Source organism: Facklamia sp. P13064 (assembly GCF_050409425.1).
Lineage (GTDB): Bacteria > Bacillota > Bacilli > Lactobacillales > Aerococcaceae > Facklamia.
The window spans coordinates 1-13217 of sequence record NZ_JBNUPM010000009.1 but is presented as its reverse complement, the minus strand read 5'-3'; the positions used below and the strand labels follow the sequence as shown (position 1 = coordinate 13217).

Genomic DNA, 13217 nt, shown 5'->3' with positions numbered 1-13217 from the left:
GTGAATGAAAACTTTTAGAATTTGTCACTTATATGGTAATTTACTTAATACATATGGTGATAATGGAAATTTACTGATGCTTCAATACCATGCCCAAAAAAGAGGGATGGATGTATTAACTGAAGTGGTAACAATTGATGACCCTTTTGATCCTACTGCCTATGATTTAGTCTTTTTTGGTGGTGGACAAGATTACGAGCAAAAGGTAATTGCTAAACAGATCCAATCCATCCGACCTGGTTTGCAAGAATTCATTGAAAAAGATGGTGTCGTTCTAGCAATTTGTGGTGGTTATCAACTCTTAGGTCATTATTATGTTAATGCTAAAGGAGAAAAATTACCGGGACTTGGTATTCTTGACCATTTTACTGAAAGGCAAATTAACCACCGCTTTACCGGTGATACCAAAATCTATTCTGACTATTTTAAGCGCGAACTCATCGGGTTCGAGAACCACAATGGTGTGACTCATTTAGGAAAAAATCAAAAAGCTTTCGGAAAAGTCATTCAAGGATATGGGAATAATGGTAAAGACCAAACTGAAGGGACCCATTACCGCAATACTTTTGGCAGTTATTTTCACGGTCCCTTATTAGTTAAAAACGATTGGTTGACTGATGAGTTAATTGATTTAGCTCTTTCTAATCAACAGACTCCTAAAGTTGAAGCCTAAGGCAATTAAAGCCAAAGGCTTCAACTTTTTTCTAGTTAGCTTTAATAAGAGTCACCCTCATGTTAAAATAAATGATAATGATTCTAAAAAGGAGTATATTATGTCAAATATTCTTGCAGTCAAAGATCTTACTATTCAAAGTTCAAAGAAAACAATTATTTCTGACTTGTCTTTTAAGATTGAAAAAGGGGATTTTGTTTCTATCAATGGCCCTTCTGGATCAGGAAAATCAACCCTCTTAAAAGAAATTGTTTACTTAAATGCCCCTAACCTAAGCCGATCAGGGTCTATTTTTTTTGAAGAGAAAGAAATTGACCAGTATCCACCCATTGAACTGAGACAAAAAATTTCCTACTGCTTCCAAACAGCTCAATTGTTTGGTCGAGATGTATGGGATAATTTGTCCTTCCCTTATGAAATTCGCGATTTACCCGCTGATAAAGATCGTATTGTTCAATTATTGCAAGAAGTAGAACTTTCAAGCGATTATTTAAGCAAAGAAATTAATAGTTTATCTGGAGGAGAAAAACAACGGGTTGCTCTTATTCGAAATTTAATTTTTCCGCCGGAAATTTTATTATTAGATGAAATTACCTCTGCTCTTGATCAAAGAACCAGAGAAATACTATGGCGTTGGCTACTCAACTATATTGATAAAGAAGGAATTACTACTCTTTTAATTAGTCATTTAGACAAGGACCACCAGCTTGCTAATCGCGAAGTTTATATATCGAAAAATATCGATGAAAGCGAGGAAGAATAATGACTCAGAATCTTCAAGTTAGTCCGCTTACTTTAGCCCTTTCTTTTTCCCTTGTTTTAATAACCTTTTATATTTCATATAAAGAACAACTGGACCTTTGGAAAGATTTATTGATTGCCATAGTAAGAGTTATTTTACAATTATTAATTGTAGGCTATGTCTTAGAACAAGTCTTCTCTATCGATAACGCTTTGCTTACTGTAGCCATGGTTGCGGTTATTATTTTCAATGCCGCTTGGAATGCTTCTAAGCACGGTAAAGGAATAAATAAAGCCTTCGCCATTTCTTTATCAGCAATCGGAATTGGATCACTCACTAGTTTAGCAATATTAGTCTTATCTGGTTCTCTAAAATTTACCCCTTCCCAAGTGGTTCCAATCACAGGGATGATTTCTGGGACGGCCATGACGGCTCTCGGTTTAACCTATAGAAATTTGAAACAGCTTTTTGAAGATCATAGACAGGCATTTCTAGAAATGCTAGCCTTAGGAGCAAGTCCACAGCAAGCTAGCACGCATATTAAAAAACTGGCCGTTAAATCTGGTATTCAGCCAACCATCGATAGCGTGAAAACTACAGGAGTTGTCACCTTGCCGGGTATGATGTCGGGTTTAATTTTTGCCGGTGTCGATCCAACCAAGGCAATTATGTATCAAATGATGATCTCCTTTACTTTATTAGGTACCACTTCACTGGTCTCAGCAACTTCCGCTCATTTAGCTATTCGTACTTTTTTCAATGATCGCTATCAATTAACCTTCATGCCAGAAAATGATAAAAAATAAAGTAAAATAAAATCCCCAAGAGGGGTTTCTTGGGGATTATTCTATACTCGATATCTTAATTGGCCATCTAAGTAGGTTGCTTGTAAGTCAGCATTTTGATTAAGAACAATAAAATCAGCTGCTATATCTTTTCTTATTGAGCCACATTCAGCTTGAATTCCGACAGAACGCGCTGGATTTAGACTCGCCATCCGAATTGCTTGGTCGACTGTTGCTAGTTCCCATTTAATCATGTTTTGAACGCCTTGTATCAGTTCTAGAATAGAGCCCGCGAGGCTTCCTCCTTCAACTAATCGCGCTGTTCCTTCGCTTACCATTACATCAAACTCACCTAAACGGGAGATGCCTTCTCCCATGCCACCGGCTCGCATACAATCAGTAATTAAAACTGTCTCTTCTAGTCCTCTAGCTTTAAGTGCAATTTCAATAGCAGCTGGGTGAACATGGTGGCCGTCGGCTATGATTTCAGCAAAAACATCTTTCAAGCTAAGTGCCGCGCCAACCATACCAGGATTGCGATGGTGCAAACCTGACATACCATTGTATAAATGAATAAAAATATCAGCACCTGCCTCTACTGCAGCTTTTGCTTGATCATAACTAGCATCTGAATGGGCAAGAGCAGTATGGACTCCTTGGGCTTTGGCATATTCAATAAATGGAATGACTCCTTGACGTTCTGGTGCAATTGCAATTTTATTGACTAAACCCCCTGACAATTTTATCCATTCACTTAATGCATCAATCGAGGGATCACTCATGTATTTGGGATTTTGTGCCCCTTTATATTTTTCTGTAAAGAAAGGTCCTTCTAAAAAGATTCCTCGGACTTTAGCTCCCTGACAGGTTTGATAATTTGTTTTGATCATCGAACATACTGCATTTAAACGCTCAATCGAATCGGTTAAAGTTGTTGGCAAAAAGGAGGTCACTCCGCAAGTCAATAATTGGTCAGAAATATGGCGCAGACCTTCAGGATCATTATCCATGATATCGTAACCTTGATAGCCGTGGATATGTGTATCCACTAAACCAGGAGCAATTATCAGATTCTCATAATCTTTTATTCGCTCAACATTTGCTGGCAAATCACTCACAATTTCGCCAAACTTACCCTCATCTGTTACTTCAAGAAAGGCTTCCTCAACTACTGAACTATCTAATATAATTTGCTTTGCTTTATAGTATTTACTCATACCATCACTCCTCTTACTACATATTATACTTGTTTTTGAAAATTATAGAATAATTTTGCTAATAACTATGCTGTGATGAGATAGATAAGTTTATATAGGAGTTTAAAATTGATTAAAGCAATAGGTTTTGACTTAGATGATACACTCTATGATCGAAGTGCCATTTATCAGTAGGTATATGAAGCCTTTCAATCAGACAACCCTTATAACATCCCCTTTGATTCTTTTAATCCTGTCTACCAGCATTATTCGAAAAATCTTTACCAATCCTTTATTGCCGATAACTGTAGTAAACTTCATTATCAATTGCAGCGGACTATTGATGCTTTTAGCACTTTCGAGCATGAAATTCACTTAGATCCAGCTCATAGTTTTCTTGATCTATACAAGGATTGCAAAAAATATCTAACGCTTCGTCCAAATTTTCATGAATGCTTGCTCCACCTTAAAGAAAGTTCTGTAGAACTCTTTATACTGACTAAAGGAGCCAATGCTGGTCAAAGGAGTAAAATTGAAGTGCTCGGCTTAAGGCAATACTTTGATGAGGATCAAAATTTCATATCGGAAAACTTGGCTTATTCGAAAGCTGATGTTGAAATTTTCAATAAAATTACTAACTCACTTGCTTGCGCAAAAGATGAAATTATTTATAGTGGAGTTGATTGGACCAATGACATCGAAGGATCTTTAAATAGTGGTTGGCAAGCTATTTACTTTAATGTCCATAACAAACCTGGTAGGAATAATCATCCCTATCTTAAAGCAATCCAATTTGAAAAGGACCTTTGTAATTTACTATCCAATCTTTAAAAAAAATCCGAGCAAATTGCTCGGACTTTTTTTACGTCTATTCATATAAAATTATTGTTCAGAAGTTGTTTCTTCATTTTCTTCTGTTGTATCTGAATCTTCATTTTCATCAGATTCTTCTGTAGTTGTTTCTTCATGTCCTTCAGATTCCTCTGTAGTTGTTTCTTCATGTCCTTCAGATTCCTCTGTAGTTGTTTCTTCGTTAGAAGGAGCATCTTGACCACCATTGTTTGACTCTTGGGGACTAGTTACTGCATTCCCTTCACTATCTACCGCTTCTTCAACTTCACTGCCTTCAACTTTTAGAACTTCTAAAGTTGTAGCATCTAAAGTAATGGTCATCATTTTTCCTTCGGTTGGTTCTTCAGTGTTTTCATAAACAAATACGGCCACTTCAGTGACATCTGTTTCTTCATTAACTGAATAAACAAATTCTAATGCTTCACCCATGCCAGCTTCTTCTTCAGCGGCTTCTTTAATTTCGTCAAAACCAGCAAGATCTTCAAAATCAATAGTAGCTAAAGGCTCATCAGACATTTCCTCTTCAGTATCAGATTCGCTTTCTTCATTGTCTGACATCATATCATCCATTGCATCTTCTGCATCTGACATCATATCATCCATTGCATCTTCTGCATCTGACATCATGTCATCCATAGTATCTTCAGCTTCAGACATCCTATCTTCAACTTCGTTTTCGTCTTCAGGGATTTCTTCTTTCGTACGAGCATCATAAGAAACAGTTACATCTTCCATTGCTTCTTCATCTGTACCTTCAATCGTAATTTCAAATGGATCTACCTCATCCATTTCGTCTTCAGTCATTTCTTCATCTGACATTTCATCTTGGGTCATTTCTTCTTCAGTTTCGTCATCAGCCATTCCCATTTCTGACTCGACTTTGACAGATAGATCATCTTCTTCATCTTCTTCTAAAGGTTGGATGATAATACGATTAATTCCAACTTCTGGATAATCTTCTTGATACTTTTTAACGATTTCTTCCAAAGCTTTCTGCATTGGACTTACTTCTTCTTCATCTTCTTCAACTGTTGTTTCTTCCATAGAATCTTCAATCATTGAGTCCACAGTTGTTTCACTATCTTCTTGAGCAAAGATAGATACAGTTGGAGCTATAGCTCCTAAGGTGATAGCGCTCATTGAAATTAAAACTAATTTTTTAAAAGATTTTTTCATTATAAAATCGCTCCTTTGTTCTTCTAGTATGTCTTCATCATACATCCTATATTCTATTTATGCTAGTAATTTGCTTAGAAATAATGATGATTTTTTTAAGAATATTATTCCCATCCCTATTGTAGATGCTTTTATATCAGTGTTTGTCGGAGTTTACTTTTTAATCCACAAACGAACACTCTTCTAATTTTGTTCACAATTTATTCATAATTATTATTTATGAATGAAAAATAGCGTTGGCAAACAAACCAACGCTATTAAGTCAAAAATTATTGTTTAGCTTTTAATTTCTCAAGCATATCCACTGTCATCTTATCTAAATCATACTCTGCTTTAAAGTTCCATTCTTCTTTAGCAGCTGAAATATCCATTTCATCTGGCCAAGATTTCGCAATGCGCTCTAAAGTTGGATTCACATCGTAAGTCATTTCGAAGTCTGGCATGACTTTACGGATTGATGCCGCAATTTCTTCAGGCTCGAATGACATACCTGAAATATTGAAAGCATTGCGATGAACCAATTTATCAGCATCAGCTTCCATTAAATCAATGATTGCTTGAATAGCATCTGGCATGTACATCATGTCCATTTTTACACCTTGAGGAATATTGCAGACATATTTACCATACTTAATCGCATCATAATAGATTTGCACTGCGTAGTCAGTTGTTCCACCTCCTGGAGGTGTTACGTAAGATATTAAACCAGGGAAACGTACGCCACGAGTATCCACACCAAAGCGAGTATAGTAATAATCACACAGTAACTCACCTGCTACCTTAGTAATTCCATACATTGTTGTTGGGCGTTGAATAGTATCTTGAGGAGTACCAACTTTTGGTGTGTCTGGACCAAACGCACCAATAGATGAAGGTGTAAAAAATTGAAGCTCTAATGAACGAGCAACTTCTAATCCATTTACTAAACCTTGCATGTTAATATCCCATGCTAATAAATGCTTTTCTTCTGCAACAGCTGATAATAAAGCAGCCATATGAATTAATGTGTCTACTTCGTGATTTTTAGCAATAGCCATAAATGCGTCCATATCCATTACATCTAAAATAGCGAAGTTAGGATGATTACAGACTTCATTTCCCTCTACTACACGGATATCTGTAGGTACGACATTTTCTTCACCATACATATCATTTAACTTAACAACTAATTCCGAACCGATTTGGCCTAATGCACCAGTAATTAAGATTTTTTTCATGATTCCCTCCTAGATTACGCCTAATTCTTTACCAACTTTTTCGTAGATGGTAATTGCTTGGTCTAACATCTCTTTAGTATGTGCAGCTGTTGGCATATTTCTCACACGACCAGTTCCGAGTGGTACTGTAGGAAAGACAATTGATTTAGCATAGACTCCTTCTTCTCTTAACCGTTTAGAGAAGGCTTGAGCTAATTTTTCTTCACCTAAAATAACTGGTGTAATTGGTGTTTCCGAGTTGCCAATATCAAAGCCTAATGCTTTTAATTCAGCTTTAAGATAGTTACCATTCTCCCATAGGCGATCGTGTAATTCTGATGATTCCATTAAGATATTAATCGATTCAGTAGCAGCTGCAGCATCCCCCGGTGTTAATGAAGTTGAGAATAGGAATGGACGTCCAGCTACTTTTAACCAGTCGATTAATTCTTGTGAACCCGCAACATATCCACCTACTACACCAAGAGCTTTTGAAAGGGTTCCAATTTGTAAGTCAATCTTATCCGATAGACCGAAATGCTTAACTGTACCCGCACCTTTACCCATTACTCCTGAGCCGTGCGCATCATCAACATAAGTAATTAAGTTGAATTCTTCTGCAATTTCAACAATTTCTGGAATATTAGCTACGTCGCCATCCATTGAGAAAACACCGTCTGTAATGTACATTACTTTTTTGTATAAGCCTGATTCTGTTGCCTCTTTAGCTTTTGCACGTAAATCATCCATGTCTTGATGTTTCACTGGAATGATTTTAGCACGTGATAAACGGCAGCCGTCAATGATTGAAGCGTGGTTTAATGCATCTGAAAGAATAGCGTCTTCTTTGTTCATGATGGCAGAAATAGCAGCCATATTACAATTGAAGCCTGATTGAAAAGCTATTGCAGCTTCTGTTTTCTTAAATTCTGCAATTTTCTTTTCTAGAATATTGTGGACATCCATCGTACCATTAATAGTACGAACCGCACCTGCTCCCACTCCATACTTATCAATAGTTTTTTTAGCTACCTCTTTTAAACGTTCGGAAGTTGCTAAACCAAGATAGTTGTTTGATGATAAATTAATGAGCTCTTGTCCGTTAATTTCAATGATTGGGCCGTTTGCAGAAGATAAGGCTTCGATTTCATTATAGAGATTCTTTTCTTTCTTTTCTGCAATTGCTGCTGATAAAAATTCATGTAAGCTTTGTACCACTTATAGTTCCCCCTTAATACTTTTACTATATTATAAAACGCTTCCAGGTTTAAAGCAAATACAATCGCAATTATGATTAAATCCTTATTGATTTCTCATTATTTTCTTATTCTAAAGCTAAATTAAACTAGTTCCGCTTGTTACTAAAATGTCGCGTCGACTGAACAGCCCTTCTCCAACCTTCATATAAATCTTCACTGCGATTTATTGACATTTTCGGTTTAAAAGTTATAGCGGGTTTAACTAAGCTTTGGATTTCTTCAATAGACTGCCAATAGTCTACTGCTAAGCCTGCTAGAAAAGCAGCCCCCAATGCCGTGGACTCAAGATTGGATAAGCGTGTTACTGCCGTATTTAAAATATCTGCTTGAAACTGCATCAAGTAATTATTTTTACAAGCGCCTCCATCGACTTTTAATTCTGGAATGACGACCCCCATTTCATCCTTTATTACATCAATGATGTCGCGCACTTGATAAGCTAAAGATTGCAAGGTCGCTTTAACGAAGTCAGCTTTATCAGTGCCACGAGTTAAGCCAAACACAGCTCCTCTAGCCTGAGAATCCCAATAAGGAGCTCCTAATCCCGTGAAAGCTGGCACCACATATACTTCATCTTCGTTTTTTGAATGTTGGGCGAGTTCCTCAGATTCAGAAGATTCTTCAATCATCCTTAATCCATCTCGTAACCATTGAATAGCTGAACCCGCTACGAATATAGAGCCCTCAATACAGTATACTGGAGATTGGTTAGGAAATTTATAAGCGATAGAAGTAGATAGCGCATGCTTAGACAGCTTTAGCTCATTCCCAATGTTCATCAATATAAAGGCACCTGTTCCATAAGTTGATTTAACTTGCCCTTTATCAAAGGCGAGTTGACCAATCAATGCTGCTTGTTGATCTCCAGCCATACCAGCTAATGGTATTTCGTGACCGTAAAAATGATAGGTGGCTGTTTTTCCGTATATTTCAGAATTTGATACCACTTGGGGTAATAGTTGAGCAGGTATATTGAATATGTCTAAAAGCTCTCGATCCCATTCCAGAGTTTCAATATTAAATAAAAGGGTACGCGAAGCATTAGAATAGTCCGTAATATGGTGTCTGCCACCTGACAATTTCCACATCAACCAAGAATCTATTGTGCCAAAGGCTAAGTCGCCAGCTTCTGCTCTTATTTGAGAAGTTGGAAGATGGTCTAAAATCCAACGAATTTTACTCGCTGAAAAATAAGGGTCAAGCGGTAAGCCTGTCTTTTTCTTAATAATATCTTCATAGCCACTCTTTTTAAGCGCTTGGCATATTTCGCTTGATTGCCGCGATTGCCAGACAATCGCGTGATAGATAGGCTCTCCGCTTTCACGGTCCCAAATGACTGTCGTCTCTCTTTGATTAGTGACTCCAATTGCTACTATCTGCTTAGGTTGAATATTACCATTAATCAAAGCTTGAGAAATGACGGACTGAACGGATTGCCAAATCTCATTAGCATCTTGTTCTACCCAACCAGATTGAGGAAAAAATTGTTGAAATTCTTTTTGAGCACTGGCTATAAATTCACCTTGATGGTTCACTATGACTGCTCTAGTAGATGTCGTTCCTTGATCGATTGCCATTATATATCGGTCGTTTAACAAAATAAAGCCCCTCTCTTTAATCGCTTAATTGAGTGATTGTATTATAGTTCTTGTCAATATACTTCTCAAGTTTCGTTTAATTAAGACTTGTATTCTATTAATTTAAAGGTATAATTAAGACAAGAATCTTAAATAAGGACAATTGTTGTCAGTGGGAGGTATTATCATCAGACTCAACTCAAATGAAAAGCGTGTTTTGGATTTAATTAAGCAAGACCCTTTTCTTACTCAAACTAAACTTGCTGAAATTTTGAGTATTAATCGATCTACTCTAGCTAATATTGTGTCATCACTTACGCAAAAGCGCTACCTGCAAGGTAGAGCCTATATTGTCAATGAACCAGCTGATATTTTTTGTATCGGAGCTATGAATATTGACCGTATCTTTCAGTTAAAAACACCTTTACTCAAATCCACCTCTAATCCTGTTAACTCAACAGTGACTGTTGGAGGAGTTGCACGAAATGTAGCAGAAAACCTCGGAAGGATGGAACTCTCAGTGAGTTTACTATCTTTAGCAGGTATCGATGCTGATTTTGAAGAAATTAAGGCTATTACTCAGCCCTTTGTGAATTTAGACCATGTGAAATCCTTAGAAAATCACAATACGTCCTCCTACACAGCCATTCTCGATGAAACAGGTCAAATGGAAGTAGCCTTTGCTGATATGGAAATCTGTGATCAAATGAATGCTGAATGGATTACTAGTTTCCATTTACAAATTGAAAATTGTCAATTCATTGCTATGGATCTTAATCTCACTCAATCTGCCGTTGAACAAGTGATGAATATAGCGAAAAAACAGCAAATACCTCTGGTGGTTATTCCAGTTTCCGGACCGAAAATGAACCATCTGCCAGAGAATTTAAAAGGAATTACATGGCTAATTGTCAATCAGGATGAATCTGAAGAATACTTTAATCACAAAGTTAAGACGGAAGATGATTTTATATATCTCGCTGAGCTATGGATTGATCGAGGAGTGGAAAATGTCATTATCACTCGTGGTACTAAACCATTGCTATACTCGAATCAAAAGAAAGAGTTTCTATATTTTCAACCTCCTAATAACCCTCGATTAGTTGATGTGACAGGGGCTGGCGATTCTTTTGTAGCGGGATTAATATACGGGCTCAAAAAAGAATATGCTCCAAGTGAAGCCATTCATTATGGTATTACTAACTCTTATTACACTGTACAATCCCCTTCCACAGTTAGAAAAAATCTTAATGCGAAACTGTTTGAAGAAGAACGTCAATTGATTGGAAATTGTCAAATATTTTAAAGAAAGAGGAATATAACTATGAATCAACCATATAATAAAGAAACAGCTAACGCTATGAATCATCCCCTATTATCCATCTCTAAAGAGGTTCAAGCAGCAATCATTCAACAAAAACCGATTGTAGCCTTAGAATCAACTATCGTTTCACACGGAATGCCTTATCCACAAAATGTTAAAATGGCACAAGAAACGGAACAAATTATTCGTGACCACGGAGCTGTTCCAGCAACCATAGCCATCATGAACGGGCAGTTTAAAATTGGCTTAGAAGAAGAAGACTTGGAAATCTTAGCTACAGCAAAAGATGTGGTCAAAGTATCCAGACGAGACTTAGCCGAAGTAATTGCCAATAAGCAATTAGGAGCCACTACCGTGGCTACAACCATGATTGGCGCTCATCTAGCCGGGATTAAAGTGTTTGTAACCGGTGGAATTGGTGGGGTTCATCGTGGATATACTGAACACATGGATGTATCTGCTGACCTTGAAGAGTTAGCCCAAACTCCTGTTACCGTGGTATGTGCGGGAGCTAAAGCTATTTTAGACTTACCAAGAACCTTGGAATACTTAGAAACTAAAGGGGTTCCGGTTACTGGTTATCAAACCGATTACCTGCCAGCCTTTTATTCTTCAACCTCACCTTACCGCTTGACTAGTAGGGCAGATTCTGCAGAAGAAATTGCCCAGCGAATGGTAGCCGCTGATCAACTAGATTTACAAGCTGGTTTATTGATTGCAAACCCAATCCCTAAAGAATACGAAATCCCTAACGATGAAATCAATGCTATCATTGATCAAGCTTTAATTGAAGAAAAAGAAGCTGGCGTTCATGGTAAGGAATCCACCCCCTTCTTATTAGCAAAAATTGTTGAATTGACTGAAGGACGCTCATTAGAAACTAATATCCAATTGGTTTATAATAATGCAAAATTAGGTGCAGAAATTGCGGTTCAATACCAATTGAAAAACTAATGTGTCTTCCAAAAGTATTTTTAGCCTCTAGTTTGGGTTATTCCTGAATTGGAGGCTTTTATATGTGATCATGAGTGATTAACTTAGAAAGCAAACGCTTGCTTTATCGACCTTATAAAGGTATATTATAGTTAAAACAAATGGAGGTATTCTATGAAAAAATTATTAACACTATCGGCAGCTGCCTTAACACTAGGTGCAGCTACATTACCTTTAGCAACTGTTGTTGCTCAAGAACAAATTTCACCAGTAATCATTACTGACGTTGGTGGAGTGGACGATAAATCATTCAACCAATCTGCTTGGGAAGGTTTACAAGCTTACGGTGAAGAAAATGAATTAGAAGAAGGCCCTGGTGGCTACTTCTATCTTGAATCTAAGTCAGATTCAGATTATGTAACAAACATCAATGCAGCTATCCAAGGTGGATCAAACCTTATTTTTGGTATTGGTTATAAGTTACAACCGGCTATTGATGAAGCAGCTGAACAAAACCCAGATGGACATTTTGTTATCGTAGACTCTGTTGTTGAAAAAGACAACGTAGCTTCTATTACCTTTAAAGACAACGAAGCAGCTTTCTTAGCAGGTGTTGCTGCAGCTATGACTACTAAGACAGACCACATCGGTTTTATCGGTGGAGTTGAGTCTGAAGTAATTGACCGTTTCGAAGCTGGTTTTGTAGCTGGTGCTAAAACAGTTAACCCTGATATCGAAATATCAATCGAGTATGCTGGTCACTTTGCAGATGCTCCTAAAGGAAAGCAACTAGCAGCTTCAATCTACTCTAGTGGCGCAGACATCATTTATCATGCTGCTGGTGGAACTGGCCAAGGTGTATTCTCAGAAGCTAAAGACCGTGTATCAAACGATCCTTCTCAAGAATTATACGTAATTGGTGTAGACTTAGACCAAGACGCTGAAGGCTTAATTGAAATTGACGGTGAAGAGCGTCACTTAACATTAACATCTACATTGAAACAAGTTGGTGAATCAGTGAAAGCATTTGCTGAAAAAACACAAGCTGAAGGTTTTGAAGGTGGCGTTCAAACTTTAGGTTTAGCTGATGGTGGTGTAGACCTTACAACTGAATTCTTAACTGACGAAGTTAAGAAAGCTGTTGAAGACTACAAACAACAAATCATCAATGGCGAAATCGTTGTCCCTGAAAAACCAGGTGAAGAGATGACCTCTAATGAAGATGCTGATGCAGAAAAAGCTGAAGACGAAACAGAAGAAGAAACTGCTGAAGAAACTGAAGCAGAATAATAATTTAAAATTAATTACAAAAAAGAGCAAGCTTGATTTATCTCAAGCTTGCTCTTTTTTCTATTTAGAACTACTTAACGTATATAATAGAAAGTCTTTTGATTGGATTAATTATATTCGACTATTACTTCTAGGAACAATTAGGATAATGTTTTTTCATGTTAGACGATAATACATATGTGACATAAAACAAATAAAAAATAGGGAGCTTCTG

The 13217-nt window shown here is 37.1% G+C and carries 12 protein-coding genes; 7 read left to right on the top strand and 5 right to left on the bottom strand.

Features of this window, described 5'->3' with window-relative positions; translation table 11 throughout:
• Positions 1 to 4: 4 nt before the first annotated feature.
• The 3 genes from ACQV2S_RS04995 to ACQV2S_RS04985 all read left to right on the top strand — a co-directional run bounded on the left by ACQV2S_RS04995 (position 5) and on the right by ACQV2S_RS04985 (position 2221).
• Positions 5 to 673 carry a type 1 glutamine amidotransferase gene (locus tag ACQV2S_RS04995; RefSeq protein ID WP_428875999.1) on the top strand — a complete coding sequence of 223 codons (669 nt, stop codon included), beginning with the start codon at positions 5 to 7 and terminating at the stop codon, positions 671 to 673.
• 100 nt (positions 674 to 773) lie between these two features.
• A complete protein-coding gene (locus tag ACQV2S_RS04990) occupies positions 774 to 1436 on the top strand; it encodes an ABC transporter ATP-binding protein (protein ID WP_428874964.1) in 663 nt (220 codons plus the stop codon).
• Positions 1436 to 2221, top strand: coding sequence for an ABC transporter permease (locus ACQV2S_RS04985; protein ID WP_428873848.1), 786 nt, complete (start codon positions 1436 to 1438; stop codon positions 2219 to 2221). Before ACQV2S_RS04990 ends, ACQV2S_RS04985 begins: the two co-directional genes overlap by 1 nt.
• A gap of 41 nt (positions 2222 to 2262) precedes the next feature.
• Here the strand turns inward: ACQV2S_RS04985 and nagA are convergent, their stop codons facing one another.
• Positions 2263 to 3417, bottom strand: coding sequence for an N-acetylglucosamine-6-phosphate deacetylase (gene nagA / locus ACQV2S_RS04980; protein WP_428873847.1), 1155 nt, complete (start codon positions 3415 to 3417; stop codon positions 2263 to 2265).
• Positions 3418 to 3723: 306 nt separating this feature from the next.
• On the opposite strand from nagA, the gene ACQV2S_RS04975 reads away from it, so the two are divergent.
• Positions 3724 to 4227 carry an HAD hydrolase-like protein gene (locus ACQV2S_RS04975; protein ID WP_428882089.1) on the top strand — a complete coding sequence of 168 codons (504 nt, stop codon included), beginning with the start codon at positions 3724 to 3726 and terminating at the stop codon, positions 4225 to 4227.
• A 51-nt stretch (positions 4228 to 4278) separates the two neighbouring features.
• Here the strand turns inward: ACQV2S_RS04975 and ACQV2S_RS04970 are convergent, their stop codons facing one another.
• The 4 genes from ACQV2S_RS04970 to glpK all read right to left on the bottom strand — a co-directional run bounded on the left by ACQV2S_RS04970 (position 4279) and on the right by glpK (position 9477).
• Complete coding sequence (locus ACQV2S_RS04970) at positions 4279 to 5424, bottom strand: hypothetical protein (RefSeq protein WP_428885099.1); 1146 nt, start codon at positions 5422 to 5424, stop codon at positions 4279 to 4281.
• Positions 5425 to 5693: 269 nt separating this feature from the next.
• A complete protein-coding gene (locus ACQV2S_RS04965; protein WP_428873844.1) occupies positions 5694 to 6641 on the bottom strand; it encodes an L-threonine 3-dehydrogenase in 948 nt (315 codons plus the stop codon).
• A gap of 9 nt (positions 6642 to 6650) precedes the next feature.
• Positions 6651 to 7838, bottom strand: a complete 1188-nt coding sequence (locus tag ACQV2S_RS04960) for a glycine C-acetyltransferase (RefSeq protein WP_428873843.1) — start codon at positions 7836 to 7838, stop codon at positions 6651 to 6653.
• Positions 7839 to 7965: 127 nt separating this feature from the next.
• Positions 7966 to 9477 carry a glycerol kinase GlpK gene (gene glpK, locus ACQV2S_RS04955; RefSeq protein WP_428873842.1) on the bottom strand — a complete coding sequence of 504 codons (1512 nt, stop codon included), beginning with the start codon at positions 9475 to 9477 and terminating at the stop codon, positions 7966 to 7968.
• A 151-nt stretch (positions 9478 to 9628) separates the two neighbouring features.
• Between glpK and ACQV2S_RS04950 the strand changes: the two genes are divergently transcribed.
• The 3 genes from ACQV2S_RS04950 (at position 9629) to ACQV2S_RS04940 (ending at position 13003) form a co-directional block, all read left to right on the top strand.
• Entirely contained in the window at positions 9629 to 10762 is a 1134-nt protein-coding gene (locus tag ACQV2S_RS04950) for a PfkB family carbohydrate kinase (RefSeq protein ID WP_428873841.1), read from the top strand.
• 54 nt (positions 10763 to 10816) lie between these two features.
• Entirely contained in the window at positions 10817 to 11734 is a 918-nt protein-coding gene (locus ACQV2S_RS04945; protein ID WP_428873895.1) for a pseudouridine-5'-phosphate glycosidase, read from the top strand.
• A gap of 153 nt (positions 11735 to 11887) precedes the next feature.
• Entirely contained in the window at positions 11888 to 13003 is a 1116-nt protein-coding gene (locus ACQV2S_RS04940) for a BMP family lipoprotein (protein WP_428873840.1), read from the top strand.
• The last annotated feature ends 214 nt before the right edge of the window (positions 13004 to 13217 follow it).

What these genes read in the sequence shown, in the direction of transcription:
- ACQV2S_RS04995 (WP_428875999.1), top strand. Translation starts at nt 5, where the DNA reads ATGAAAACTTTTAGAATTTGTCACTTATATGGTAATTTACTTAATACA.
- ACQV2S_RS04990 (WP_428874964.1), top strand. Translation starts at nt 774, where the DNA reads ATGTCAAATATTCTTGCAGTCAAAGATCTTACTATTCAAAGTTCAAAG.
- ACQV2S_RS04985 (WP_428873848.1), top strand. Translation starts at nt 1,436, where the DNA reads ATGACTCAGAATCTTCAAGTTAGTCCGCTTACTTTAGCCCTTTCTTTT.
- nagA (WP_428873847.1), bottom strand. Translation starts at nt 3,417, where the DNA reads ATGAGTAAATACTATAAAGCAAAGCAAATTATATTAGATAGTTCAGTA.
- ACQV2S_RS04970 (WP_428885099.1), bottom strand. Translation starts at nt 5,424, where the DNA reads ATGAAAAAATCTTTTAAAAAATTAGTTTTAATTTCAATGAGCGCTATC.
- ACQV2S_RS04965 (WP_428873844.1), bottom strand. Translation starts at nt 6,641, where the DNA reads ATGAAAAAAATCTTAATTACTGGTGCATTAGGCCAAATCGGTTCGGAA.
- ACQV2S_RS04945 (WP_428873895.1), top strand. Translation starts at nt 10,817, where the DNA reads ATGAATCATCCCCTATTATCCATCTCTAAAGAGGTTCAAGCAGCAATC.
- ACQV2S_RS04940 (WP_428873840.1), top strand. Translation starts at nt 11,888, where the DNA reads ATGAAAAAATTATTAACACTATCGGCAGCTGCCTTAACACTAGGTGCA.